Source organism: Halomonas sp. PAMB 3232 (assembly GCF_031954225.1).
Taxonomy (GTDB): domain Bacteria; phylum Pseudomonadota; class Gammaproteobacteria; order Pseudomonadales; family Halomonadaceae; genus Vreelandella.
Genome location: NZ_CP134865.1, coordinates 1,213,969 through 1,240,316, shown reverse-complemented (window position 1 = coordinate 1,240,316; position 26,348 = coordinate 1,213,969). Strand labels below are relative to the sequence as shown.

General features: G+C 61.5%; 20 protein-coding genes and 3 tRNA genes. 11 read left to right on the top strand and 12 right to left on the bottom strand.

Annotated elements, in window-relative coordinates:
* Window positions 1-7 precede the first annotated feature (7 nt).
* Both rlmB and rnr read right to left on the bottom strand, forming a co-directional pair.
* A complete protein-coding gene (rlmB, locus tag RN346_RS05760; protein ID WP_311962422.1) occupies window positions 8-820 on the bottom strand; it encodes a 23S rRNA (guanosine(2251)-2'-O)-methyltransferase RlmB in 813 nt (270 codons plus the stop codon).
* 2 nt (window positions 821-822) lie between these two features.
* On the bottom strand, window positions 823-3,333 hold the full coding sequence (gene rnr, locus RN346_RS05755) for a ribonuclease R (protein ID WP_311962421.1): 2,511 nt from the start codon (window positions 3,331-3,333) through the stop codon (window positions 823-825).
* A gap of 257 nt (window positions 3,334-3,590) precedes the next feature.
* On the opposite strand from rnr, the gene RN346_RS05750 reads away from it, so the two are divergent.
* From RN346_RS05750 to RN346_RS05725, 6 genes are all read left to right on the top strand, one after another.
* Window positions 3,591-3,677: transfer RNA gene (locus tag RN346_RS05750), tRNA-Leu, on the top strand.
* 62 nt (window positions 3,678-3,739) lie between these two features.
* Window positions 3,740-3,826 (top strand) — tRNA-Leu (locus RN346_RS05745).
* A 22-nt stretch (window positions 3,827-3,848) separates the two neighbouring features.
* Window positions 3,849-3,935, top strand: a tRNA-Leu gene (locus tag RN346_RS05740).
* Window positions 3,936-4,209: 274 nt separating this feature from the next.
* Entirely contained in the window at window positions 4,210-5,760 is a 1,551-nt protein-coding gene (locus tag RN346_RS05735) for a BCCT family transporter (RefSeq protein ID WP_311962420.1), read from the top strand.
* A complete protein-coding gene (locus RN346_RS05730; protein WP_311962419.1) occupies window positions 5,757-7,781 on the top strand; it encodes a CocE/NonD family hydrolase in 2,025 nt (674 codons plus the stop codon). The genes RN346_RS05735 and RN346_RS05730 overlap by 4 nt, the downstream gene beginning before the upstream one ends.
* Window positions 7,782-7,871: 90 nt before the next feature.
* Window positions 7,872-8,789 carry a LysR substrate-binding domain-containing protein gene (locus RN346_RS05725; RefSeq protein WP_311962418.1) on the top strand — a complete coding sequence of 306 codons (918 nt, stop codon included), beginning with the start codon at window positions 7,872-7,874 and terminating at the stop codon, window positions 8,787-8,789.
* Here RN346_RS05725 and RN346_RS05720 read toward each other — a convergent pair.
* A complete protein-coding gene (locus RN346_RS05720; RefSeq protein WP_311962417.1) occupies window positions 8,783-9,646 on the bottom strand; it encodes a DNA/RNA non-specific endonuclease in 864 nt (287 codons plus the stop codon). The genes RN346_RS05725 and RN346_RS05720 overlap by 7 nt on opposite strands.
* Window positions 9,647-9,746: 100 nt before the next feature.
* On the bottom strand, window positions 9,747-10,022 hold the full coding sequence (locus RN346_RS05715) for an Lrp/AsnC family transcriptional regulator (protein WP_252107234.1): 276 nt from the start codon (window positions 10,020-10,022) through the stop codon (window positions 9,747-9,749).
* A gap of 273 nt (window positions 10,023-10,295) precedes the next feature.
* On the opposite strand from RN346_RS05715, the gene RN346_RS05710 reads away from it, so the two are divergent.
* A complete protein-coding gene (locus RN346_RS05710; protein ID WP_252107233.1) occupies window positions 10,296-10,610 on the top strand; it encodes a high-potential iron-sulfur protein in 315 nt (104 codons plus the stop codon).
* 25 nt (window positions 10,611-10,635) lie between these two features.
* Here the strand turns inward: RN346_RS05710 and RN346_RS05705 are convergent, their stop codons facing one another.
* From RN346_RS05705 to RN346_RS05695, 3 genes are read right to left on the bottom strand one after another with little or no spacing between them, the layout of a single operon-like run.
* Complete coding sequence (locus RN346_RS05705; RefSeq protein ID WP_311962416.1) at window positions 10,636-12,216, bottom strand: SpoVR family protein; 1,581 nt, start codon at window positions 12,214-12,216, stop codon at window positions 10,636-10,638.
* Window positions 12,217-12,244: 28 nt separating this feature from the next.
* Window positions 12,245-13,534, bottom strand: coding sequence for a YeaH/YhbH family protein (locus RN346_RS05700; protein WP_263584576.1), 1,290 nt, complete (start codon window positions 13,532-13,534; stop codon window positions 12,245-12,247).
* Between the two features lie 50 nt (window positions 13,535-13,584).
* Complete coding sequence (locus tag RN346_RS05695) at window positions 13,585-15,507, bottom strand: PrkA family serine protein kinase (RefSeq protein WP_311962415.1); 1,923 nt, start codon at window positions 15,505-15,507, stop codon at window positions 13,585-13,587.
* A gap of 357 nt (window positions 15,508-15,864) precedes the next feature.
* On the opposite strand from RN346_RS05695, the gene RN346_RS05690 reads away from it, so the two are divergent.
* Window positions 15,865-16,383 (top strand): invasion associated locus B family protein, encoded by a 519-nt coding sequence (locus RN346_RS05690; RefSeq protein WP_311960472.1) that lies wholly within the window; start codon window positions 15,865-15,867, stop codon window positions 16,381-16,383.
* Between the two features lie 52 nt (window positions 16,384-16,435).
* On the opposite strand, the gene RN346_RS05685 is transcribed toward RN346_RS05690, so the two are convergent.
* Together RN346_RS05685 and RN346_RS05680 are read right to left on the bottom strand one after the other, a co-directional pair.
* The gene (locus RN346_RS05685) at window positions 16,436-17,485 is read right to left on the bottom strand and encodes a low specificity L-threonine aldolase (RefSeq protein WP_263584579.1); all 1,050 of its coding nucleotides are present in this window, start codon (window positions 17,483-17,485) and stop codon (window positions 16,436-16,438) included.
* 166 nt (window positions 17,486-17,651) lie between these two features.
* Entirely contained in the window at window positions 17,652-19,673 is a 2,022-nt protein-coding gene (locus RN346_RS05680) for an NADPH-dependent 2,4-dienoyl-CoA reductase (RefSeq protein ID WP_311962414.1), read from the bottom strand.
* Between the two features lie 236 nt (window positions 19,674-19,909).
* On the opposite strand from RN346_RS05680, the gene RN346_RS05675 reads away from it, so the two are divergent.
* Both RN346_RS05675 and RN346_RS05670 read left to right on the top strand, forming a co-directional pair.
* Window positions 19,910-20,824 carry a DMT family transporter gene (locus RN346_RS05675; protein ID WP_263584581.1) on the top strand — a complete coding sequence of 305 codons (915 nt, stop codon included), beginning with the start codon at window positions 19,910-19,912 and terminating at the stop codon, window positions 20,822-20,824.
* A gap of 53 nt (window positions 20,825-20,877) precedes the next feature.
* Window positions 20,878-22,446 (top strand): bifunctional GNAT family N-acetyltransferase/carbon-nitrogen hydrolase family protein, encoded by a 1,569-nt coding sequence (locus tag RN346_RS05670; RefSeq protein ID WP_311962413.1) that lies wholly within the window; start codon window positions 20,878-20,880, stop codon window positions 22,444-22,446.
* Between the two features lie 88 nt (window positions 22,447-22,534).
* Here the strand turns inward: RN346_RS05670 and RN346_RS05665 are convergent, their stop codons facing one another.
* The 3 genes from RN346_RS05665 to RN346_RS05655 all read right to left on the bottom strand — a co-directional run bounded on the left by RN346_RS05665 (window position 22,535) and on the right by RN346_RS05655 (window position 25,082).
* Window positions 22,535-22,837 (bottom strand): MGMT family protein, encoded by a 303-nt coding sequence (locus tag RN346_RS05665; protein ID WP_311962412.1) that lies wholly within the window; start codon window positions 22,835-22,837, stop codon window positions 22,535-22,537.
* 27 nt (window positions 22,838-22,864) lie between these two features.
* The gene (locus RN346_RS05660; protein ID WP_311962411.1) at window positions 22,865-23,473 is read right to left on the bottom strand and encodes an NAD(P)H-dependent oxidoreductase; all 609 of its coding nucleotides are present in this window, start codon (window positions 23,471-23,473) and stop codon (window positions 22,865-22,867) included.
* A gap of 157 nt (window positions 23,474-23,630) precedes the next feature.
* The gene (locus tag RN346_RS05655; RefSeq protein ID WP_311962410.1) at window positions 23,631-25,082 is read right to left on the bottom strand and encodes a sodium:alanine symporter family protein; all 1,452 of its coding nucleotides are present in this window, start codon (window positions 25,080-25,082) and stop codon (window positions 23,631-23,633) included.
* Between the two features lie 258 nt (window positions 25,083-25,340).
* On the opposite strand from RN346_RS05655, the gene RN346_RS05650 reads away from it, so the two are divergent.
* The gene (locus RN346_RS05650) at window positions 25,341-26,288 is read left to right on the top strand and encodes an ABC transporter substrate-binding protein (protein ID WP_263584585.1); all 948 of its coding nucleotides are present in this window, start codon (window positions 25,341-25,343) and stop codon (window positions 26,286-26,288) included.
* Window positions 26,289-26,348 lie beyond the last annotated feature (60 nt).

Below are 26,348 nucleotides of genomic sequence, written 5' to 3'. Positions count from 1 at the left end.
GTTGAGGTCAACTTGCAAGCTGGCGCTGGCGAACCGCCTCGAACAGACAAATCCCCGCGGCGACCGAGACGTTCAGGCTAGACACCTGGCCGGCCATGGGCAGTTTCGCCAGATGATCGCAGCCTTCGCGAGTCAGCCTTCGCATGCCCTTGCCTTCGGCGCCCATGACCAGCGCCGTGGGGCCCTTGAAGTCGAGCTCATAAAGCGAAGCGTCGGCCTCCCCGGCGGTGCCGGTGATCCAGACGTTGAACTCCTTGAGCTTTTCAAGCGTGCGGGAAAGATTGGTGACCTGATAGACCGGCACGACCTCCGCCGCGCCGCAGGCAACCTTGCGTACCGTGGCGTTCAGCGGTGCGGCGTTGTCTTTCGCCACGATCACGCCGTGGGCGCCAGCGGCATCGGCGCTACGCAGGCACGCGCCGAAGTTGTGCACGTCAGTCACGCCATCGAGCACGAGCAGAAGCGGTGGCGCGGCCTGATTCCAGGCGCGCAGCTTGAGCCAGAGCGACTCCTCCCCTTCCGCCGTCAGCGGCGCGCAAAACGCCACCACGCCCTGATGGGCGGCGCCGGCAGTGAGCTGGTCGAGAAGCTCTCGCGGCTGCTCCTTGAGCCGAGCGCCCTGGGTACGGGCGCGCTCGATCAAAAGGTTCAAGCGCTTGCCCGCGCCCTGCTGAATCCAAAGCTCGCGAGGCGCCTCGCCCCGCTCCAGCAGACTTTCGAGGGCGTGAACACCGTACACCTGGTCGAGGCCTTCCGGCACCGGCACTGGCGGCGCGCTGCGCTGGCCGCCGCGCGTACCGCGCCTGCACGATGACTTCATCCTTATCCCTTATTTAGCGGTGGTTTTTTAGGGGCGCGGCGACTGCGCTGCGGGCCGCTTTTCGTGGCCGTGGTCTCGCCCACCGGTTCAGGCTTGGCATCGGCGTTACTCGAAGGGGCTTGCGAGCGCTCACCGCTTTTAGGCTCGGCCTTTGCTTCCGCGGTCTTACCTTCCGCTGCCTTGCCACCGCCGCGCTTGGACGGCGAGCGGCGCGGCTTCTCGGGCGCATCACCGCCACCAGGGCGCTTGCGCGGCTGGCGGCGCGGACGCGGCTTTTCGTCGCCGAGCTCAAAGTCGATCTTGCGATCGTCCATGTCGACTCGTGCCACCTGTACCGTCAGGCCATCGCCCAGGCGGTAGGTGGTGCCGGTACGCTCGCCCTTCAAGCGATGCTTCTCGGCCTCGTAATGGTAGTAGTCCGAGGGTAGCGAGGTCACATGCACGAGGCCTTCGACGAAGAAGGTGTCCAGGCGCACGAACAGACCGAACTGCGTGACCGAGGCGATCGTGCCCTCAAACGTTTCGCCGAGCTTATCGGACATGAACTCGCACTTGAGCCAGCTTTCGACGTCGCGGGTCGCTTCGTCGGCGCGGCGCTCGGTCATCGAGCAGTGCTCGCCAAGCTCGACCATCTGCTCGAAGGTGTAGGGGCACCACTTACTCGGCGGCTCGACCGGCGCACCCTCGACGCGCACCACGGTATTGGTCTGGCGCGGCCCGCGAATCACCGAGCGAATCGCGCGGTGCACGAGCAAATCCGGATAGCGGCGAATCGGCGAGGTGAAGTGGGCATAGGCCTGGTAGGCCAAGCCGAAGTGACCTTCGTTTTGCGGCGAATAGACCGCCTGGTTCATCGAGCGCAGCATGACCGTTTGGATGATGTCCGCATCCGGGCGGTCGCTGATCGCTTCTCTGAGCGCCTGATAGTCCTGGGGCGTGGGCTCGTCGCCGCCGCCAACGGACAGACCCAGCTCGCTCAAAAACAGACGTAGCTTGTCCAGACGCTCCGGCGTCGGGCGCTCGTGGATGCGGTAAAGCGCCGGCAGGTCGTGTTTGTCCAGAAAGCGTGCGGTCGCCACGTTCGCCGCCAGCATGCACTCTTCGATCATCTTGTGCGCGTCGTTGCGACTTCTAGGCACGATCTCCTGGATCTTGCGCTCTTCGTTGAACACGATCGCGGTTTCGGTCGTATCGAAGTCGATCGCCCCGCGCTCCTCGCGCGCCTCGCGCAGAAGCTTGTAAAGCGCGTGCAGGTCCTCGATCGGCTTGACGAGCTCCTTGTGCTCTTCGCGAAGCTTTTGTCCCTGCTCACTTTCCGGCTCCAGCATCGCGGCGACCTTGTTGTAGGTCAGTCGCGCGTGGGAGTTCATCACCGCCTCGTAGAACGAGTAACGGCTAATCGCACCGGTTTTGGAGATATTCATCTCGCAGACCATTACGAGGCGGTCGACGTGCGGGTTCAGCGAGCAGAGCCCGTTGGAGAGAAGCTCCGGCAGCATGGGGACGACCTGGCCGGGGAAATAGACCGAGTTGCCGCGGGTGCGCGCCTCGCCGTCGAGCGCAGTGCCCGGACGCACGTAGTGGGACACGTCGGCGATCGCAACGATCAGCTTCCAGCTGCCGGACTTGGTCTTCCAGGCATACACCGCGTCGTCGAAATCCTTGGCGGACTCATCGTCGATGGTGACCAGCGGCATGTCGCGCAGATCCACCCGGTGATTCTTGTCCTCTTCCAGTACTTCGGCGGAAATACCGCTGGTCTGGTCGAGCACTTCCGGCGGAAACTCGGCGGGAATCTCGTAGCTGCGAATGGCGATGTCGATTTCCATGCCCGGGTCCATGCGCTCGCCCAGCACCTCGATCACCTCGCCCATCGGCTGCACGCGGGTCGCGGGCTGCTGAGTGATGCGGGCCGAGATCACCTGGCCATCCTTCGCACCTTCGCTGGCGGTATGCGGAATCAACACTTCCTGGGTGATACGCGGGTTTTCCGGGATCAGAATGCCGAACTCCGGCGTATTGCTGCGATAAACGCCCACCAGGGTTTGGGTGTTGCGCCCGATCACCTCGGCGATGGTGCCCTCGTCGCGCCCGCGCCGGTCGCGCCCGCTGACGCGCACCAGCACGTGATCGCCGTGGAAGACGCGGCGCATCTGGCGCGCGGGCAGCACGATATCCGGCTTTTTGCCGTCGTCGCGCAGCAAGAAGCCGAAGCCGTCGCGGTGGCCCTGCACCTTGCCCTTGATCAAATCGAGCTTGTCGATCAGCGCGTAGGCGCCGCGGCGGTCGCGCAGCACCTGGCCGTCGCGCTCCATGGCCGCCATGCGCCGGCGCACGGCTTCGAGATGATCCTCGTCCTCGATGCCCAGCATCCGGCTCATGTTTTCGTGAGTGATTGGCTTGCCGTAGCTTTCGAGCGCGGCCAGCAGATACTCACGGCTGGGCGCGGGGTTGTCGTATTTGTGCGCCTCACGCTCAGCGTGCGGGTCATCACTTAACGTCCAGTACTTCATGCGTTCGTCGTCCCTGATGGCGTGTGCGAAAGGCAGGAAAAAAAGGCCGTGCGAAAGCACGCCTTCGATAAGGAGGCAGGCGCTTTGACTAGGCAAAACGCGCCAAAAATAGTCATGGTGTCTTTGGTCATCGGTGCAGTATAGCGCCGCCGCTTCAATCACCCAACCGTCCGCGCCCGCATTCGATCGATTTTTGATTCAAAAATGCGCCTGAACACTTGCATTTAGGTTTGGGCCTGGTATCATACGCGCCACTTGCCCAGATGGCGGAATTGGTAGACGCGCTAGCTTCAGGTGCTAGTGTCCGTATGGACGTGGAGGTTCAAGTCCTCTTCTGGGCACCAATCGACATCGTGTTATCCCCTTTTCACGATATTGAGCGGTGTAAAACAAGCGGTTCGTATTCGCCCGGGTGGCGGAATTGGTAGACGCGCTAGCTTCAGGTGCTAGTGACTGTATGGTCGTGGAGGTTCAAGTCCTCTCCCGGGCACCAATCGAATACGAGCATATGATGCGCCCAGGTGGCGGAATTGGTAGACGCGCTAGCTTCAGGTGCTAGTGTCCGTATGGACGTGGAGGTTCAAGTCCTCTCCTGGGCACCATCAAGGTGTCGTCCGCATCATTATCATGCTTCATGATCACCTATTTTATGCATTTCTCAAGCTTCGTTGATTCTTCGACTCCCTGAAGCACTCTGGTATTTACTACTCGTATCCCAAGGTTTCAATCCATTGCAACACCCTAGCGCTTTCAGTTCTGGTCATGCATTCAGCGCATACCCCTATTCCTAACCAGCGCTTCGTTTGGTAAATGATAACGCGTTAGCCTGTTTTCCATGCATCCGACGCATGGATTATAAAATAACAGGAGAGCGCTATGTCGCATCAGTCGTTACGCCCCTTGGTATTCTGGCCAACATTCTTCATTATTCTCGGCGCCGTCATCGCAAGTTATGTCGATATGGAGGCCTTTCTCGCCGCTGCGGGCCATCTCAACGACGCCATTCTGGAAAACTTTTCCTGGCTTTTCAGTCTGGGCAGCCTGTATCTACTGGGCATGGCCGTTATCGTCTATTTCTCACCTATCGGGCGTATTCGCATTGGCGGCGCCTCGGCCACACCACTACTGTCGCCGTTTCGCTGGTTTTCGATCACGCTGTGTACAACGCTTGCGGTCGGTGTGCTGTTCTGGACCACCGCCGAGCCACTCTATCACTTCATGAGCCCGCCATCGTCCAGCGCGCTTGAAGCCGGGTCGAGTGAGGCCATGATCTTCTCCATGTCGACCATGTTTCTTCACTGGAGCTTCACGCCCTACGCGATCTACGCAGTGCCGGCGTTGATCTTCGCGCTGTCCTTCTACAACCTACGCCTGCGCTTTTCGATTTCAAGCATGCTCGAGCCGATGTTCGGCCCGCGCATCAAGCGTTACTCCGGATTGATCGACGCCATTTCACTCTATGCGCTGGTCGCCGGCATGGCCTCTTCGCTGGGTACCGGCGCGCTGACGCTGACCGGCGGCGTCAACCAGTATCTGGGGGGCGAAACCACGCCGCTGCGTCTCGGGGTCGTCGTCGCCATCATCGTGACGACCTTCGTGCTGTCGGCGGCGAGCGGTTTACAAAAGGGAATCGCGCGACTTTCCAGTCTCAACGCCCTGTTGCTGTTGGCACTGGGTATATTTTCATTCGTCGTTGGCCCCACCATCTTCAGCCTGGGACTCGGTGTCGAATCCTTCGGTGTATTTCTCGATAACTTCATGACCAAAAGCCTCTTTACAGGCACGGCGGGCGACGACCAGTGGCCGCAGTGGTGGTCGATTTTCTATTGGGCCGTATGGTTTGCCTGGGCGCCGGTGGCGGCGCTGTTCCTGGGCAAGATCTCCCGTGGCTACACCGTACGCGAGTTTCTGCGCATCAACCTGCTTTATCCGGCGCTGTTCGCTTGCGTATGGATCGTCATTTTCTCGGGCACCGCGCTTTACTACCAGGCCCACACGGACATAGGTCTTTACGCAGTGCTCAACGATCAAGGGGTCGAGAATGTGCTTTATACCCTGTTCCGGGAGCTGCCCTTGTCGACGTTCTTGATCCCGGTACTGCTATTCATCTCATTTATATCTTACGTGACCGCCGCCGACTCTCAGACCGATGCCATAGGCAACCTGTGTACTCGTGGGCTGACCGCGGATTCCGATCTGAACGCGGGGCTAACCATGAAAGTGGTTTGGGGCGTGATCGTCGGCCTCGTCGCTTGGGTCATGGTGAGCTTCATTGGTATCGACGGGGTGAAAATGCTGTCCAATCTCGGCGGGCTGCCGGCACTGGCAATCGTACTGGTCGCGACTGGCTCGCTCTGGGTCTGGCTCAAGCACCCGGAGTCTCTTACCCATCCTTCGCAATCCACCAGCCATAAGCGTGCTTCATGAATATCAAGCAGAATTTTCCCCACCGCGTTCGCGAACTGGAAAACGTATGGATACCGCTGGCAGACGGCACCCGCTTGGCTGCGCGTATCTGGCTACCGGATAACGCCGAGTCAAACCCCGTTCCCGCGATTCTAGAGTACCTTCCCTATCGCAAACGTGATGGGACCGCGATTCGCGATGAGCTGACTCACCCTTATTTCGCCGGTCACGGCTATGCCAGCGTGCGCGTGGACATGCGGGGCAACGGTGAATCCGACGGTCTGATGGTGGATGAGTACGCTCCTCAGGAGCAGGCTGACGCGCTGGAAGTGATCACGTGGATCGCCGCGCAGCCCTGGTGCGATGGCACTCTGGGCATGATGGGCATCTCCTGGGGCGGCTTCAACGGCCTACAGGTGGCCGCGCTGCGGCCGTCACCGCTCAAGGCAATCATTACACTTTGCTCCACCGATGATCGCTACGCCGATGACATTCACTACAAGGGCGGCAACATGCTGCTGGAAAACCTGGGATGGGCGGCGACCATGCTCAGCTTCTCCGCCGCACCGCCCGACCCGCTGCTGGTGGGCGAGCGTTGGCGCGACCTGTGGCGCTCTCGGCTTGAGAACATGCCACTACTGGCCGAGAAGTGGCTCGATCATCAGTACCGCGACGACTACTGGAAGCACGGCTCCATCAACGAAAACTACGCCGACATCGACGCGGCGGTGTACATGATCAGCGGCTGGGGCGACTCCTACGTCAATACCATCCCCCGCATGATGGAGCATCTGAACTGTCCGAAAAAAGCGCTACTGGGGCCCTGGATGCACAAGTACCCCCACTTTGCGCTGCCGGAGCCGGCGATTGGCTTTCTCCAGGAAGCGCTTCGCTGGTGGGACTACTGGCTCAAGGATATCGATACCGGCATCATGAGTGAGCCCGCCTGCACGTTTTACCTGCAGGATGGCCTGCCCCCGGCGCCCAAGTACGCCGAGCGTCCGGGGCAGTGGGTGCACACCGACCGCTGGCCCGCCGCTCAATGCGATATCGACACCCGCACGCTATATCTCACCGAGCAGGGGCTGGGCGAGAAAGGCGAGCTTTACCGGGACCAGCGAATCGCTTCGCCGCTGACCGCGGGTAGCCTTCAAGGCGAGTATATACCGCTCTGGTTCGGCGCCGACTTTCCGCCGGATCAGCGCCGCGATGATGGGCTATCGCTCACCTTCGACTCCGCGCCCTACGATGCGGGCCTTGATCTTCTGGGCCAGCCCAGCGTGAACGTGACGCTGACGAGCAGCCAGGCGTGTGGTCAGTTCCACGCGCGCCTGTGCGACGTCGCCCCGAGTGGCGAAAGCGCGCTGATCACTTACGCGACGCTAAACCTGAACCTGCGCGACGACCTGGGCGCGCTCAGTCCACCCGTGCCGGGTGAGCCGATGACGATTACATTGGCAATGGACCTGATCGGCTACCGGCTGCCAAAGGGACACCGCCTGCGCCTGGCGCTTTCGAGCGCGAGCTTTCCGCTGGTGTGGTCACCGCAAAAACGCGCCGATCTCACCTTGCTGGCCGGCACACCGACGCTATCGCTTCCGGTGTCGACGGCGCCCTACGTCGACACGCCCTTTGAATCGCCGGAAAGCGCCACGCCTTGCGCTATCAAGACGCATAGGGCGGGCGAGCCAAGGCGCACCATCAGTGAAGACGTGGGTAGTGGCGAAGTCACCGTTACCGTCGAGGATGACATGGGCAACATTGAGTTTCTCGACCACGGACTCGAAGTCGAGCAGTTCGCCAGAGAGGTCTACACCAGCCACCCATTTGATGCGACCCGCACGCGCGCCGAGATCGAATGGGTCTACCGCGCGACGCGCCGTCAAGGCGAGGGGCGCTTCGCCGTCTCGGTGATCAGCCGCTACCAGCTCAACTGCGACGAAAGCACCTTCTACCTCACCGCCCAGCAGCGTGCTTTCGAGGATGAAACGCTCGTCAGCGACAACGCCTGGCAGCGCGACATCCCGAGAACGGCCATATAAACTGCCTTTCTCGTTCGGCGCCGGACGGCAGCGGCCGTCCGGCAGTGATATGCTGGCTTGCATCAAGCGAACCAGCCAATGAGTTTCTTCATGCGTGATGCCCTCCCCCCCCTATCGTGCCTGAGAGCTTTCGAGGCCGCGGCCCGCTACTGCAGCTTTACCCAAGCCGGACACGAGCTCCACCTTTCTCAAAGTGCGGTCAGCCGTCAGATCAAACGGCTAGAGGACGACTTGGGGAGACCACTTTTCGAGCGCCACGTCGAGGGTCTTCGCCTGACGCCCAGCGGCGAGCGCTACTTCCGCGTGGTCCAGCGGCTTTTGCGAGATCTGGGCGATGAAACAGCCCGTCTTCGGCGGCGCGCCGATAGCCGCCAACTCACGCTCGCATCCAGCCCAACCATCGCCTCGATCTGGCTAGCTCGCCAGCTACCGGCCTTTCAACGCGCCCACCCGCATATCGAAATCCGCATTCTTACCGTCGAAGATCCGCATCGGCTGGATCTGAGCGAATTCGATCTGGGGATTTACTATCATGTACCGCTTGAAGTAGACCCGCCGGGGCTCACCGCCCACCCCATCTTTTCCGATGAAGACGTGGCTGCCGTGTGCAGTCCGATTTATCTGGATCGCTACGGCAAACGTATTACCCCTCAAACGCTACTGACCGAACACACGCTGATGGTAGTGGAGGATCACTACAACGACTGGCTCACATGGCAGCACTGGTTCACCGAGCTTGGACTTCCCTGGCAGGCACCGACCCACATGCTTCGCGCCAACAGTTTTCAGCTTTTGATGAACGCGACCTTGGCAGGCCAAGGCGTCACGCTCGGCTGGATGCGCCTGCTGGAGGCGGAAATTCGCCAAGGCAACCTGGTCCCGGCACTCGAGCACCGCCTGCCAAGCCGTGGGAAGCTATCGCTATTCACCCCACAGCACCGCCACATGACCGAGCCGATGAAAGCGTTCAAGAAGTGGGCGCTCAGCGGCGAACCCATTGATCACTGAAAACGGCCCGGCCGTTTCGAAACATCCTCGAGCGCCCAGCCCTGGGTGTTGACCTCGCCTTCGAGTACGGACGCCGTCGCCGGCGACAGCCGCGGGAAGAAATCAAGCCCGGTGCGCGCCTCTATTTCGTCGATGGTGACCAGATAATCCGCGAGCGGCTCGTTGCCGCGCACGTCCTGGGGCATGATGAAGGCCAGCGCCAGCGGCGCGTCGGCGTGGGGGGCGACGATGATCTTGTAAAACGCCTCCGGCACCTCGACCAGACCCACACGGTTCATGACGTTGTCTGTAAAGCGCTCGGGAAAGATGGGGCCGGTAATCACTTGCAGGACGTCAAAGCGCGGGGCGAAGTGATCCATCACCGACTCCTCCAGGCGCTGCCAGAGCTGGCGGTTCAGGTTGGGCTTCTGAGGGCTCATGTTGCTCATCAGGAAGGTATCGAGCTGGGCGCTTCGGCCGTGAACCGCGGCGATCGCGTAGTTGGGTGCCATGTGGCCGCGGTCATAGCCGCTGCCGGAATAGCTGTCGGTGCCGATTGGCCAAAGCGTTCGCCAGTCCGGGCGAAAGCCTGGCCGCGAGCCAATGCGGGTATCGTCGGCGACCGCGGCGACCTGGTAGCTGACCCAGAGCGGGTTGACGCGTACGTCCGACCAGCCAACGACGAAGCCATCGTTTCGCAGCACGCGATGAAAGTTGGTGAAGCCAAGCTCGTCCCAGGTCGGCGCGCCCATCCAGACGACGTTTTGCAGCGCGTGGCGCTCCTGATACTCCCAAAGCCCGCCTCCCACCACCACGAACAGCAGCGCAATGCCAAAGCGCCGCCCCTGACGACGCCAGCGCACAAGCGATTTACCCAACGACTCTCTCCCCACGTTCCCTTGTAGCCGCTGCCCGCGCGACGCTGATGGTTCTTTAATTATTCAGTTCTGTCGTTATCCAGTTGTCTACGCGGTGCGGTTACCAGCCCAGCGAAAACATGGTTTCCAGATCGTGGCGCGAGTGCACCTGCATGGCGTTCAGCGTTTCGGTGTCGCTGATGCCTTCCACCGCGTTCAAGCGCTCGGTGACGAGCTCGGCAAGGCTTTCGAAATCCCGAGTGCGAGCGATGGCGACCAGATCGTAGCGCCCACAGGTCGAGTACACCTCACTGATACCCTCGACCTCCGCCAACCGCTCGGCCACGCCTTTTACCTGGCCCTTTTCGGTATTAATCAAAATGACAGCGTTTTGCATGGCGCCCTCGTAGGTCAACGTAATGAAAGTCTGCGTCTTCAAGTCTGCGAGTATACCAGCCCCACTCGGCGGGCCAAACGCCGCGATTGACGCGGTCTATTGCCGCGCAGCCCAAAACCCATTAGAGGCGCCTGTCCTCATGGGTTAAGATGCCTGGTCGGTGAATGTTTTATCATGAGGCGATACTTAGAGCGCTCGAGCGCCTCGCCCGCTACCTACTCGTGACAGCTCGCCCGGATGACGGGCGCTTCGTTTGCAAGATCAGGAGATACCATGGCCGATCAAAGCCGCCGCACGTTCATGCGCAACAGTGTACTGGGCCTGGCTGCCCTACCGCTGGGCGCCGGCGTTTTATCGAAAACCGCGTTCGCTCAGTCGCTGCCCCGGCTCGACCCGAGCGCCCCCGCCGCCCAGGCACTCAACTACGTGGAAGAGGCGCAAAGCGCCAGCGACCACCCCGCCTTTAGCGAAGGCGAGCTCTGCTCCAACTGCATGTTCTTCACCGAGTCCAACGAAGGCTGCCAGCTTTTCCCGGAAAACAGCGTCGCCCCGAACGGCTGGTGCCAGTCCTGGACTTCGAAGGGGTAAGGCCAGGCCCTACCCCCTTCAAGCGTTACGACGCGCCTTCAGCACTGCCCTCCTCTACCGGCCAGCGATAGCGGTGCGTGACACGCCCCTCGTCCATCGATACCAGATGCACCGGGAAGCCCCACAGCTTTTGCAGGTGGCGCATGACCGGATAGACGCTGCGCTCCAACGGCCGACGACTCTCCTGCACGTGGTGCAGCGTCAGCGACCGGTCGCCGCGAATGGCCGCCTCGAACACCTGGATGTTGGGTTCGCGAAGCGATAGCGCGTACTGGGCAGAGAGCGCGTTGCGCACCCGGCGGTAGCCTTGCTCGTTGTGGATCGCGCCCACGGCCAGGGTATCGCTCTGATCGTCGTCCACCATCACGAACAGCTTTAGATCGCGAATCACCTTCGGCGAAAGAAACTGCTGGATGAACGACTCGTCCTTGAAGTTGCGCATGGCGAACTCGAGTGTCTCCCGCCAGGGCGAGCCCGCGATATCCGGAAACCAGGCGCGGTCCTCGTCCGTCGGCGCAATACAGATGCGCTCGATGTCGCGAAAGATCGCAAAGCCCAGCGCGTAGGGGTTGATACCGCTGTAGTAGGGGCTGTCAAAATCCGGCTGATTGATGACCGCCGCGTGGGATTGCAAGAACTCGAGCATCAGCCCTTCATCCACGTGGCCATCGTCATAGAGCCGGTTCATCAGCGTGTAGTGCCAGAAACAGGCCCACCCCTCGTTCATCACTTGAGTCTGGCGCTGAGGGTAGAAGTACTGGGCGAGCTTGCGCACGATACGCACGATTTCGCGCTGCCAGGGCGCGAGCAGCGGCGCGTTTTTCTCGATGAAGTAGAGCAGGTTCTCCTGAGACTCCGACGGGTAGCGCCCGCCTTCGTGCAGGCCCAGCGGGTCATCCTCGTCAAAAAGCCCGCCCGGTAGCGCCTCGCTCTTCTCGAAAGGTTTGGGGATGGTGCGCCAGAGCATGTTGACCTGGGTTTGCAGGTAGGCCTCACGCTCCTGCTGACGGGCGGCCTCCTGGGCGGCGGAGATTTTCGAGGGGCGTTTGTAGCGGTCCACGCCGTAATTTTGCAGCGCATGGCAGGCGTCGAGCAGCTGCTCGACGGCGTGGGTACCGTGGCGTTCCTCGCACCGGGCAATGTATTTTCGCGCAAACACCAGGTAGTCGACGATGGAGTCGGCCTCGGTCCAGGTACGAAACAGGTAGTTACCCTTGAAAAAGGAGTTATGGCCGTAGCAGGCGTGGGCCATGACCAGCACCTGCATCATCAGCGTATTCTCCTCCATCAGGTACGCGATGCAGGGATCGGAGTTGATGACGAGCTCATAAGCCAGCCCCATCTGGCCGCGCTTGTAGGCCTGCTGTACGGCGAGAAACTGCTTGCCGAACGACCAGTGGTGATAGCCTACCGGCATCCCGACGCTGGCGTAGGCATCCATCATCTGTTCGGTGGTGATCACTTCGATCTGATTGGGGTAGGTATCGAGCCGGTACTCGTCGGCGAGCACCGCCAACACCTCGTCGAAGCGCTCGAGTATGGCGAAATTCCAATCAGAGCCCGTGGCAATGGGGCTCTGAGCGGTAGCATCGGAAGAGACTCGCATCGCGTACTCCTCGAAAAACAGGATCGGGTCAGGGCGACGTGGTCAGCCGGCGTTTGAACAACTCACGAAACACCGGGTAGATATCGCCGGCTTCGAAAATCTGGCGCATCGCGAAACGCTCGGAAAACCGTTTGGCCACGGTTTCATACTCGTGCCAGAGCGACTGGTGCTCGTGCGGGGTAATCTCCACGTAGGCGAAGTATTGAAGATTCGGCATCAGCTCCTTGATCAAGAGATCGCGGCAGATCGAGGAGTCGTCGTCCCAGTTGTCGCCGTCAGAGGCCTGGGCGACGTAGAGATTCCATTGACTCGCCGGGTAGCGCTTCTCGACGATACCGTGAACGAGTTTCAACGCGCTCGAAACGATCGTGCCGCCGGTTTCCCTGGAGTAAAAGAACTCCTCCTCGCTGACCTCGCGGGCGGCGGTGTGGTGGCGCACGAAAACGAGCTCCACTTTCTCGTAGTGCTTCTCCAAAAACAGGTACAACAGCAAAAAAAAGCGCTTGGCGATATCCTTGTGGTTCTGGGTCATCGAGCCGGAGACGTCCATGACGCAGAAAATCACCGCCTGACTCGAGGGCTGGGGCTCCGGGGCGAGCTGATGATAGCGAAGATCCACGGTATCGATGAACGGCACCGACTCGATGCGCTTTTCAAGACGCTTGATTTCCGCCTCGAGCTCAGCGATGCGCGCCGGGTTTCGCAAAATCGAATCCTTGCCGAGCTCCTCGGCCAGCGCCAGCTGCGCCTCCATCAGCGCGCGCTTGATCGGCGCGCGCATGGCAATGCGCCGGGCGTAAGCCTCACGCATCGAGCGGGTAACGCTCATGCGCGACGGCACGCCGTCACGGGCAAGCCCGGCGCGCACCATTTTAATTTCCTCCATGGTCTTGAGCGGTTTGCGCTGCAGGTGCGGAAGCTCCAGCCCGTCGAACACGAACTCCAGAAACTCCTCGCGGCTCAGGGTAAAGGCGAACTCATCGTCGCCCTGGCCCTGATTGCTCGCCTTGCCTTCACCCGCCCCACCGCCTCCACCGCCGCCGGGCGGACGGCGGATTCGGTCGCCTTCGAGAAACTCCTTGTTGCCGGGCGAGACGATGCTTCGCTTCCCGCCCGGGCCGTGCTGAAAAACCGGCTCGGAAATATCGCGAGTCGGAATGGACACGCTCTCGCCGCGCTGCATGTCGGTGATCGAGCGGCGGTTGACCGCCTCCTCCACCGAGCGCTTGATGTGGTGGCGATAACGCTCGAGAAAACGCTGCCGATTGACCGCGCTTTTGTGCTTCGCGTTGGGCCGGCGATCAATGAAGTAGGTCATGCGACCTCCTTGAACAAGGGCGACTGAAACCCGAGCCAGTAAAACCAGCGCTACTGGGATTTACGTACGCGCAGGTACCACTCCGACAGCAGGCGCACCTGTTTCTCGGTATAGCCGCGTTCGACCATGCGCTCGACGAAGTCCTCGTGCTTTTTCTGATCCGATTTCGACGCCTTGGCGTTGAAGGAGATCACCGGCAAAAGCTCCTCGGTGTTGGCGAACATCTTGTGCTCGATCACGCCTCGAAGCTTTTCGTAGGACTGCCAGCTTGGGTTCATGCCGTTGTTCTGGGCGCGCGCGCGCAGCACGAAGTTGACCACCTCGTGGCGAAAATCCTTCGGGTTGGAGATACCCGCAGGCTTCTCGATCTTTTCGAGCTCCTCGTTGAGCGACTGGCGATTCAAGAGCTCGCCGGTTTCCGGGTCGCGGTACTCCTGGTCCTGAATCCAGAAGTCGGCGTAGGTCACGTAGCGGTCGAAAATGTTCTGGCCGTATTCGCTGTAGGACTCCAGATAAGCGGTCTGGATCTCCTTGCCGATGAACTCGACGTAGCGCGGCGCCAGAAACTCCTTGATGAACCCGATATAGCGCTCGAACACCTCGGCGGGAAGCTGTTCGCGCTCCAGCGCCTGCTCCAGCACGTACAGAAGGTGCACCGGGTTGGCGGCGACCTCGGTGCTGTCGAAGTTGAACACTTTCGACAGGATCTTGAAGGCGAAGCGGGTCGAAAGCCCCTGCATGCCCTCGTCCACCCCGGCGGCATCGCGATACTCCTGGATCGACTTCGCCCTCGGGTCGGTATCCTTCAGGTTTTCGCCGTCGTAGACGCGCATCTTGGAGTAGACGCTGGAGTTTTCCGGCACCTTGAGCCGTGAAAGCGTGGTGAACTGCGCCAGCATGCGCAGCGTATCCGGCGCGCAGGGTGCCTGGTTGAGCGAGGACTCCTCGAGAAGTTTTTGATAGATGCTGATCTCTTCGGAAACGCGTAGGCAGTACGGCACCTTGACGATGTAGACGCGGTCGAGAAACGCCTCGTTGTTACGGTTGTTGCGAAATGCCTGCCACTCGGACTCGTTCGAGTGGGCAAGAATCACGCCATCGAAAGGGATCGCGCCCATGCCTTCGGTGGGGTTGTAGTTGCCCTCCTGGGTCGCGGTCAAAAGCGGATGGAGCACCTTGATCGGCGCCTTGAACATCTCGACGAACTCCATCAGCCCCTGGTTGGCGCGGCAAAGCCCGCCGGAGAAGCTGTAGGCGTCCGGGTCGTCCTGGGAGAAGAGCTCGAGTTTACGAATATCGACCTTGCCCACCAGCGATGAAATGTCCTGGTTGTTCTCGTCGCCCGGTTCGGTCTTGGAGATCGCGATCTGATTGAGTCGCGACGGATACAGGCGCACTACGCGAAATTGCGAGATATCGCCGCCGTTCTCCTTTAACCGTTTGGCCGCCCAGGGCGACATCACGCTTTTTAGATAGCGCCTTGGGATACCGTACTCCTGCTCCAGAAGCTCGCCATCCTCTTCCGGCGAGAAAAGCCCCAGCGGCGACTCCTGCACCGGCGAATCCTTGATCGCGTAAAAGGGAATGCGCTCCATCAAGAGCTTCAAACGCTCGGCAAGCGACGACTTGCCGCCGCCGACCGGGCCCAGCAAATAGAGAATCTGTTTGCGCTCTTCAAGGCCCTGGGCGGCGTGACGGAAGTAGGCCACGATTTGCTCGATGGCATCTTCCATACCGTGAAATTCGGTAAATGCCGGGTAGCGGCGAATCACCTTGTTGGAAAAAATGCGCGAAAGACGCGGGTCCTTGGCGGTATCGATCACCTCGGGCTCGCCGATCGCCTCGAGCATCCGCTCGGCGGCGCTGGCGTAGACCTTCGGGTCACGTTTACAAAGGGCGAGATACTCCTCGAGGGTCAACTCTTCTTGCTGAATACGGGCGAATCGGTCTTGAACGTGATCAAAGATGCTCATTGAACTCTCCTGTGGCCCAGCCTCAGGTATACCGCTCAACCACCCTGTCAACGCGGTGCACCAAACGAGGTATCGCTCTATTAGCGTAGACAGCATTAATCGAAAAAGAGTGATAAAAACTTCAACGCTAGCGTGAATTTCGGGTTGGAAACAGGATGTTTCGCAAGCCCCTCGAACGCGGTACTGGAACCCAGGGCGCGGCTCATGTTCGAATGGGGAGCACAAACAAAGGATCTGGCGGCAGGCGGCTATTTGAGCGTTGACACGCTTGCTTTCCACCCAGGCTTTTACAACACTGGCTTTCCCAACATCTGCTTTTCCAACACTCACTTTTCCAATACCCGGAGATATGAACGTATGCCGATTCGTCGCGCGCTGATTACCGCTTTACTCCCCCTGATGGCGGTCACCGCCGCTTCAACGGTTCAGGCGCAACAGAGCGCCCCGAACGTCGACACCCAACGCTTTCAGGATTGGGAAGTGCGCTGCCCCGCCGGCAACACCGGCCAGCAAAGCTGCACCATGAACCAGATCGTCAACAATCCGGACAGCAACGAGCCGCTGATGCGCGCCATGGTGGGCTACCCGCCCCAGGCCCAGGGCATGGCGGTCATGGCCTTCGTCATGCCGCTGGGCGTCAACCTGGCGCCGGGCATGCAGCTTCAGGTCGATAGCAACGAGCCGGTGGGCTTTCCCTACCAGTTCTGCCAGGAGCAGGGTTGCCGGGCGGATCTGCCGCTGGAAGCGAGCCTTCTGCAGCAGCTTCGCAGCGGCTCTACCGCGACCGTCAGCGCCATCGCACCGGACGGCCAGCGGCTGGATCTGAATCTGTCGCTAATGGGCTTTACCAGCGCGAGCCAGCAAATCTCGCCCTGATCCCGCCTTGCCTGCACAGCGCGCCGCACTCTCACGTGCGGCGCGCGCGTTTCTAGCGTGAGCCCATTGCCTCGCTGACATCGGCCAGAAGCTGGTCCAGAAGCTCGACGGTGGTATTCCAGGCGCACACAAAGCGCGCCCCGCCGGCGCCGATGAAGGTATAGAACGTCCAGCCGCGGGCTCTTAATGTCTCGACCACGTGGGCGGGAAGCTCGACGAACACGCTGTTGGCCTGGGTGGGAAACATCAACGATACGTCGGGAAGCTGCTGCAAGCCCTCCGAGAGATAGCGCGCCATGGCGTTGGCGTGCTGGGCGTTGGTCAGCCAGGCGCCGCTTTCCAAAAGCCCAAGCCAGGGGGCGGAGACGTAGCGCATCTTGGAGGCGAGCTGGCCGGCCTGCTTGCAGCGATAGGAGAAGTCTTCAGCGAGTTCGCGGTTGAAGAACAAAATCGCCTCGCCGAAGGCCAGCCCGTTTTTGGTGCCGGAAAAGCAGAGCGCGTCCACGCCGACCTGCCAGGTCAGCTCCGCGGGGCTTGCACCCAGGCTTGCACAGGCGTTGGCAAAGCGCGCACCGTCCATGTGCAGGCGAAGATCATACTTGTCCGCTACCGCGCGAATGGCCAACAGCTCCTCGCGCGAATACACCGTACCTACCTCGGTGGCCTGGGTGAGCGAGACAACCTTGGGCTTGGGGTAATGAATATCGGAACGTTTGGTGACCAGCGCCTCGATGCCTTCCGGGGTGAGCTTGCCGTTGGCGCCGGGCGAGGTCAAAAGCTTGGCGCCGTTGGAGAAAAACTCCGGGCCGCCGCACTCGTCGGTTTCGATATGGGCGAGCTCGTGACAGATCACGCTATGGTAGCTGCGCCCCATGGCGGAAAGCGCCAGCGAATTGGCGGCGGTTCCGTTGAACACGAAGAACACGTCGCAGTCGAAATCGAACATTTCGCGAAAGCGGTCCGCCGCGCGCGCGGTCCAGGTGTCGTTGCCGTAGGCCAGATCGTCACTATCGTTGGCCTTCATCAGGTACTGCATCGCTTCCGGGCAGATACCCGAGGTGTTGTCGCTGGCGAGAAACCGGGGGGTGCACTCCGAGGGCATGGCGGTTGGGTCCTTATGCTGACGGACGCGGGGCGAGCTGGGTGCCACTCGCCCCGCGCCGGATGCGTTACGAAAGCGCCCGCAGCGGGGGATATGCGCCGCGGGCAAGAGCGTCTCAGTCTAACGCTAATTCGATACAGGCGTCATACGGGCTCTAAACGCCCGCCTAAAGCGTCGCCGCCAGGCGCATGCCCTGGTCGATCGCCCGCTTGGCATCGAGCTCGGAGGCCTCATCGGCGCCGCCGATCACGTACACCTCGCCCCCGGCGCTTTCAAGCGGTGTGACGAGATCGCGCACCGACTCCTGCCCGGCGCAGACCACGATGCTGTCCACTTTCAGCACCTGTTCTTCGCCGTTTTGGCGAATGTGCAGCCCGTCATCATCGATACGCAGATACTCGCAGCCAACGAGGGTTTTCACCCCACGCGCCTTGAGTGCGGCGCGGTGCACCCAGCCGGTAGTCTTGCCAAGGCCCTTGCCGGGCTTCGAGCGTTTACGCTGAAGCATGGTGATACGCCGGGCCGGCACCGGCGGGTTGGGTGCCGTGAGCCCGCCGCGTTCGCCGACCGCCAGGTCCACACCCCACTCCTGGCACCAAACGTCTACATCGAGCGCCGGGTGCCCGACGTGGGACAGAAGCTCGGAGACATCGAAGCCGATGCCGCCGGCGCCAATCACCGCCACCTCGGGCCCGACCAGGTCCGGGTGCTCGATCGCATCGGCGTAGCTCAGCACGCTCGAATGATCTGCGCCGGGCAGCTCCAGCGTGCGCGGCGTCACGCCGGTGGCAATCACCACCACGTCGAAATCGGCAAGCGCCTCGGCGGTGGCCTCGACGTTCAGGCGCACCTCCACGGCGTATTTATCCAGCATGACGTGGAAATAGCGCAGCGTTTCATCGAATTCCTCCTTGCCGGGAATCCTGCGCGCGTAGTTGAACTGCCCGCCAAGCTCGCCCTGGCGCTCGAACAGCGTCACCGCGTGGCCACGGCCGGCCGCCGCCACCGCCGTGGCAAGCCCCGCCGGGCCGCCGCCGACCACCGCCACGCGTCGGGAGGTGTCGGCGGGCGCGAGGCTGAACTCTGTTTCGTGGCACGCCCGCGGGTTGACCAGACACGACGTCAGCTTGCCGGCGAAGGTGTGATCCAGACACGCCTGGTTGCAGGCGATGCAGGTATTGATCTCATCGCTCGCGCCCCGGGCGGCCTTTTGCACCCAGGCCGGGTCGGCGAGAAACGGGCGCGCCATCGAGACCATATCGGCATGGCCCTCGGCCAGCACGCGCTCGGCCACTTCCGGCATGTTGATGCGGTTGGTGGTGATCAGCGGAATCGAAACCGCCGAGCGGATCCGCCGGGTCACCTCGGTGAAGGCGGCGCGCGGCACGCTGGTGACGATGGTGGGTACGCGCGCCTCATGCCAGCCGATGCCGGTGTTGATCACATCGGCCCCGGCCGCCTCGATCGCCTGGCCAAGTGCGACGACCTCCTCCCAGCTGCTGCCCTCTTCGACCAGGTCGATCATGGAAAGCCGGAAGATGAGTAGAAAGCGCTCGCCCACCGCCTCGCGAATGCGCGTTACGATCTCCACCGGAAAGCGGATGCGCGCCTGAAAATCCCCGCCCCACTCGTCATCGCGCTGATTGGTGCGCCGGCAGATGAACTGATTGATCAGATACCCTTCCGAGCCCATCACCTCGACGCCGTCATAGCCCGCTTGTTGCGCGAGCCGTGCGCAGCGCACGTAGTCGTCGATCTGCTGCTCGACCTCGTGGGTCTCCAGCGCTCTTGGAGCGTGCGGGTTGATCGGCGCCTGCAGCGCCGAGGGCGCGACCAGCACGGGCGAGTAGGCGTAGCGCCCGGCGTGCAGAATCTGCATGCACAGATGCCCGCCCTCGGCGTGCACGGCCTCTACCACCTGGCGATGCTCAGAAAGCTGCGCCTCGTCGGTCAGAGCACTGGCGCCTTCGAACACCGCACCTTCCGGGTTGGGCGCGATGCCGCCGGTCACGATCAGGCTCACCCCAGCCCTCGCCCGCTCGGCGTAGAACGCCGCCAACCGGGCGAAGCCGCCGCGGGTCTCCTCGAGATTGGTGTGCATCGAGCCCATCAGCACGCGGTTGGGTAGCGTCAAGGGGCCAAGCGTTATGGGCGTGAACAGGTGCGGATAGGCGGACGGCTTTGTCATCACGGTCTCTCGGCGTTGCTGGAATCGTTATTGGAATCGTTGCTGACATCGTCGTTGAAATCGTAGCGAGGGATTTTGCTGCGCCTTTCAAGCGATATTCAAACAAGCGTATGACATTGGCCGGCCGCCGTACAGCGCCAGCGCCCGGTGGCGGCGCAAGGGGTTTGGTTTTACACCCCCTTGCCCACACGCTAAAAGCGCGTCACATTAACCGGCTAACGAACAAGGAACCCGCTATGCCGTTGATTTACTTCCTCGCCCCGCTGGCCACGGTGTTGATCTGGTCGGGCAACATGACCATCAACCAGCTCACCGTTGGCACCATCGCGCCGAGCAGCATCGCCTTCTTGCGCTGGTTTCTGGCGCTTTTGGTGATGACGCCGCTGGTGCTACCGGCCACGCTCAAGCACCTGCCGGAAATTCGTCGCCACTGGCCGAAACTGGCAACGCTCGGGCTACTCGGCATGGGGCTTTGGCAGGGCCTTGGCTACGTGGCGGCGGAAACCACCACCGCCACCAACATGGGGATTCTCGCCGCCATGGTGCCGCTTTTGACGGTGCTTTTGAGCGCGCTGATTCTGCGCGAGCCGCCCACGCTTGGCGGGGTGATCGGCGGGCTGTTGGCGTTTGTCGGCGTGAGCATTCTGCTCGGCCAGGGCAACCCGCTGTCGCTTTTGAAGCTCGAGGTCGCCTTTGGCGACGCGCTGATGGTGATCGCCGCGATCTGCTACGCCCTTTACGGGGTGATGCTCAAGCGCTGGCAGATGAACCTGCCCCCCTGGGTGATGCTTTACGCTCAGGTCTGCTTTGCGGTGCTGTTCTTGCTGCCGCCCTATCTTCTGGGGCCGATGACGCCGATCGACGGTCAGAACGTCTGGCTGATTCTCTACGCCGGCATTCCCGCCTCGATCATCACCACGTTTTTGTGGATGCGTGCGGTACGCCAGATCGGCGCCAACCAGGCGAGCATCTTCATCAACCTGATGCCGCTTTTCAGCGCGCTGATCGCCATGGCGTTTCTGGGCGAGCGGATTGCAGGCTTTCACCTGTACGGCGGTCTACTGATTCTGGCCGGGGTGATCATGGCGCAGACGCTCACCCGCCCGCTGGTGGGTATGGCCGGCAAAAAGGCCCGCAGCGCGCAGCAGTGATACACTAGTCACACTCTTTTCCACGTCTTTATCAACGGTGGGTACCCACGACTATGTCCCTTGAAGAGCTGCATCTCAATCTTCGCAATCTGACGAGCGACGACTACGACCAGCTGAAAACGCTGATGGACGCGGTTTATCACGATATCGGCGGCGCCTGGCCCAAGCACACCATCGACAAGCTGATCCAGGCCTTCCCCGACGGTCAGATCGCCATCGAGGACGACGGCGTGCTGGTGGGCGTGGCGCTTACCGTTCAGGTAGATTACGACGAATTCTCCAACCCCCACCGCTACGACGATTTGATCGGCCATCGCGAAGTCATCCTCAACGATGAGGAAGGTGACGCGATGTATGGCCTCGACGTGCTGATTCATCCGGATTATCGCGGCTACCGGCTGGGCCGGCGCCTTTACGAGGCGCGCAAGGAGCTCTGCCGCTCGCACAACCTGCGCGCGATTCTCGCCGGCGGGCGCATTCCGGAGTATCACCAGTACGCCGACGAGCTGACGCCGGCTCAGTACATCGACAAGGTCTCGCGCAAGGAGATCTACGACCCGATCTTGTCGTTCCAGCTGGCCAACGACTTTCAGGTCAAGCGGCTTTTGCGTAAGTACCTGCCGGAGGACGCCCATTCACGCGGCTACGCGACGCTCTTGGAGTGGAACAACATTCTGTTCGAGCCCGCCGACAGCGTGCTCGATACCCGCCCCACCCAGGTACGCGTCGGCGCGGTGCAGTGGCAGATGCGGGAGTTCTCCTCGGTGGAAGCCGCCCTTCAGCAGATCGAGTACTTCGTCGATGCGCTGTCGGATTACCAGAGCGACTTTGCCGTCTTCCCGGAGCTTTTCACCACGCCCCTGATGGGCCTGCAGGACCGTGCCGCCCAGCAGGATCAGATGGCCGCGATCCGCTTTCTGGCAAGCTTCACCGACCGCTTCAAGAGCGAGCTGTCGCGCATGGCGGTCTCCTACAACATCAACATCGTAGGCGGCTCGATGATCGAGGAAGGCGAGGACGGCCGGCTCTACAACATCGCCTACCTGTTCCACCGCGACGGCGAGATCCAGCGCCAGGCGAAGCTTCATATCACCCCGCAGGAGCGCCGCGACTGGGTGATCGAAGGCGGCGACGACCTGCAGGTGTTCGACACCGACGCCGGGCGCGTGGGGATCCTGATCTGCTACGACGTCGAGTTTCCGGAGCTTGGCCGGCTACTCGCCGACCAGGACATGGACATTCTGTTCGTACCGTTCTGGACCGACACCAAGAACGGCTACCTGCGCGTGCGCCACTGCGGCCAGGCCCGGGCGATCGAAAACGAGTGCTACGTGGTGCTGTGCGGAAGCGTCGGTAACCTGCCGTCGATCGAGAATCTGGACATCCAGTACGCCCAATCGGCGGTGTTCACGCCCTCGGACTTCGCCTTCCCCCACGACGCGGTGCTGGCGGAAACCACGCCCAACACCGAGATGATCTTCTTCTCGGACCTGGATTTGACGCGGCTCACGGTGGTGCGCGCCGAAGGCTCGGTGACCAACCTCAAGGACCGCCGCAAGGATCTGTTCGACCTGCGCTGGCGCGACTGGTCCTGGAAGTCCGGCGCCAATCTGGACGACTGAGGATTGGTCAATAGCGATTCGTGAATGGTGAATAAAAAAACGCCGCCCGGTTGGGCGGCGTTTTTTATGGTGTGCTCAAGAGGTGCGCTCAAGGGTTGTCCGGCCACACCAGATGACGCGGCACCCGCCCCTTTTCATCGAAGGCAACCCCTTCGGCGCGCAGCTTTTCATGCTGGCGGGCCGCACCGCTGTGATCGGCCAAGGCAAGGCTTGCCGAGATCACCCGGTGCCAGGGCAGCTCATGACCCTCGGGAAGATGGCGCATGGCGGAGCCGACCGAGCGCGCCGTGGCGCCTTCGGTCATTTTCGCAATACGCCCGTAGGTGGTCACTCGCCCTTCGGGAATCTGGGCCACGATGGTGTAGATCTGCTCCAGAAGCGCTGCACGCATGGGCCACCCCGTCGTCGGTAAATCGTTTTAAAGCGCGGCCACCTGCTGATCGATGGCCTGACACGCTTCCTTGAGCGCGCTTTCGCGCCGGTCGTCACCCATGTTGAGCCCTTCGGCGTAGATCGCGTTCACATCCGTGAGGCCCATCAGCCCCAGCATGCTTTTCAGGTGCGGGGTCTGACTGTCCATCTCGGTGCCGGCGTACATACCACCGCGGGCGGCCAGAATGATCGCGCGCTTGCCTTCGATGAGCCCCTGCGGGCCGTTTTCCGTGTAGCGGAAGGTTTCGCCGGCACGCAGTACGCGGTCGAACCACGCCTTGAGCTGGCTCGGCACACCCAGATTGTACATCGGCACCGCCAGCACGATCACATCGCTTTCACGAAGCTCGAAAAGCATTTTGTCGGAGATGGCCGCCAGGCGCATCTGCTCGTCGCTGCGCTCATTCACCGGGGTCTGCCAGGCACCGAGTTCGTCGAGCGCCAGGTGCGGCAGCGGGTACTTCACCACGTCGCGCACGCTTACCTCGACGCCTTCGCGCGCCTCGGCCTGGGTCTTGAAGTGCTCGGCCAGCGCATTGGACTGGCCATGTTCGCCCAGAATGGAGGAGGTAACGAGTAAAACGCGGGTGCTCATGACAAAGCTCTCTTGTGCGGATGATGAATCGCGCCATTTTAAATCGAATTTCTGCAATGTGAAGCGCATCCTTTCGCGGCACTAAATCGATAAAAACGAATGAAACAAAAAACCCCGCCGGTAAGGGCGGGGTTTGCTAATGGCGCTTGACCGGGAATCAGTCGCGGTCCGGCCAGGCGTTGGGGTCGACCTTGTGCGCGAGTTTGGGGAACTCGCGGGGTCTGAACACCGGCTCCACCCCTGCCTTGAGCTGGGTTTCGTAATCGCGAAACAGCGCAAAGGCGATGGGCGAAAGCATCAAAATCGCGATCAGGTTGATGATCGCCATGGTGCCCATGGAGAGATCGGCGAAATTCCAGATCGCCCCCAGACTCGCGACCGAGCCCACCATGATCATGCCCAGCACCGCCAAACGGTAAATCATGATCGCCAGCGGCGCGCGCCCGCCAGCCAGGTACTCGATGTTCGACTCGCCATAAGAGTAGTTGGCGATCACCGAGGTGAACGCAAACAGGAGAATGCCCACGGCGACGAAGATGCTGCCCCAGTCACCCACATGGCTTGAAAGCGCCATCTGGGTCAGCTGGATGCCGTTGGTTTCGCTACCCGAGAGAAGCTCCGGGCCGGACATGATGATGATCGCCGCGGTCGCGGTGCAGATCACCAGCGTATCCAAAAACACCCCGAGCATCTGAATGAAACCCTGAGCTGCCGGGTGATCCGGGCGGGTGCTGGCGGTGGCGGCGGCGTTCGGTGCCGAGCCCATGCCCGCTTCGTTGGAGAAGAGCCCGCGCTGAATGCCGTTCATGATCGCCTGGGAGATCGCATAGCCCGCGACACCCCCGGCGGCCTGCTCGAGGCCGAAAGCACCGCGAATGATCGTCATGAACGCCGCCGGAAGCTCGGAAATGTTCAGCGCGATCACCACCAGCGCCAGAATCAGGTAGAGCAGCGCCATCAGCGGCACGACCAGCTCCGCCACCTTCGCGATCGACTTCAAACCGCCAAAGATGATCGGCGCGACGATCACCATCAATACCAGCCCCATGATCCAGGTCGGGATGGCGAAGGCCTGCTCCATGGCCTGGGCGATGGAGTTGGCCTGAACGCTGTTGAAGGCCAGGCCAAAGGCGATGATCAGACAGATCGAGAACAGCACCGCCAGCCAGCGAAGCCCCAGGCCGCGCTCGATGTAGCGCGCCGGGCCGCCGCGAAAGGTGTTGTCGCCGTGATCGACCTTGTAGGCCTGGGCCAGCGTCGACTCGATGAAGCTGGTCGACATGCCGACGATCGCCGTCATCCACATCCAGAAGATCGCGCCGGGGCCGCCGTAGTAGATGGCCACCGCCACCCCGGCCAGATTACCGGTGCCGACCCTGGCGGCCAGACTGGTCGAAAGCGCCTGAAACGATGAAATGCCGCCGTTGGCCTGACGCGAGCCGCGCAGCAGTTTGAACATGTGGCCAAAATAGCGCACCTGGATCGCGCCGGTGCGCACGGTGAAGTAGAGACCGGCACCGATCAGCAGATAGATCAGCACGCTGCCCCACAGTAGGCCGTTGCCACGATCGACCAGGCCGGTCAAAAGTGACGGAAGAGAAAAATCCATAAACCTGTACCCTTGTTATGACGAGATATGACGCAATTAGCCGGCTCATTCTTCACGCCTGCACCAAAATGGCAAGCAGTTTGCGCCTTTTCGCCGATACTGCGCCGCTTTTGACTATTTATCGCGCCGGTTGTGAAACGGCTGGCTCGACCGACTCGGCTTCCCTGTCTATCCTGGAAACGTCACTCACCTTAAGCGCGGCACAGAAATTACGCCAAAATAAAAGCGCTAAATCCTAAAAAAACGACAGGAGACCCCATGAGAAAAAAGTTGCCCAACACTCGCCTGGCCGCCCCGCTACTGATGACAGGCATCGCCTTGAGCACGGCGCCCCAGGCAGTGGCCGATGACGATACGCTCGATTTCGGCGTGCCCGCCTGGCCCGGTATCACGGTCAAAACCGAGATCGCCGAGCAGCTTCTCAACCGGCTCGGCTACGACACCCAGGCGCACGAGCTCGGCCTGCAGGTGGTGTATCAGGGTATCGAAAGCGGCGATGTGGACGCGTTTTTGGGCGTGTGGCTGCCCGCCCAGCGCGCCATGTTCACCCCCCGGCGCGATGACGGCACGCTGGTCGATGTCGCCAACAACGTCGACGGCGCGCAGATGACGCTGGCGGTTCCCGAATACACGTATGAGCGCGGCATTCAAAGCTTCAGTGATCTGACCGAGCACCGTGACGCCTTCAACGGCGAAATTCTCGGCTTCGGCGCGGGCTCGGCGGCGAGTGAAATACTGCAGGCGGCGATCGATGACGACGTGAGCGGCTTCGGCGACTGGCGCCTGCGTGATACCAGCGAGGTCGGCATGCTCAGCGCGGCGCAGGATGCGATCGCCCGTGAGCAGGACGTGGTCTGGGTCGGCTGGACGCCGCACTGGATGAATCTCGAGCTTCCGATGCGCTATCTCGACGACCCGAACGACCTCTTCGGCGAGAACAACGGTGAAAGCGAGGTGCTCACAGTGCTGCGCGGCGACTACGCCAATGCTCATCCGAACCTGGTCGGCTTTTTCGAACAGTTCACCTTCAGCGCCGACGAGCAGAGCTGGATGATTCAGGCCTTCGGGCGCGACGAAGGCGAACTCGACGAGGTCGCGCGGCAGTGGATCACCGAGCATCCCGAACGCGTCGAGGCGATGCTGGCCGATGTCACCACCAAAGACGGCGAACCGGCCTGGCCGGTCATTCAGGCCGCTTATCGTTAGCGCCATCTTCAACCCACCGGCCGGCTAGCGTATGCTGGCGCCCTTTGAAACGGCCGGTGG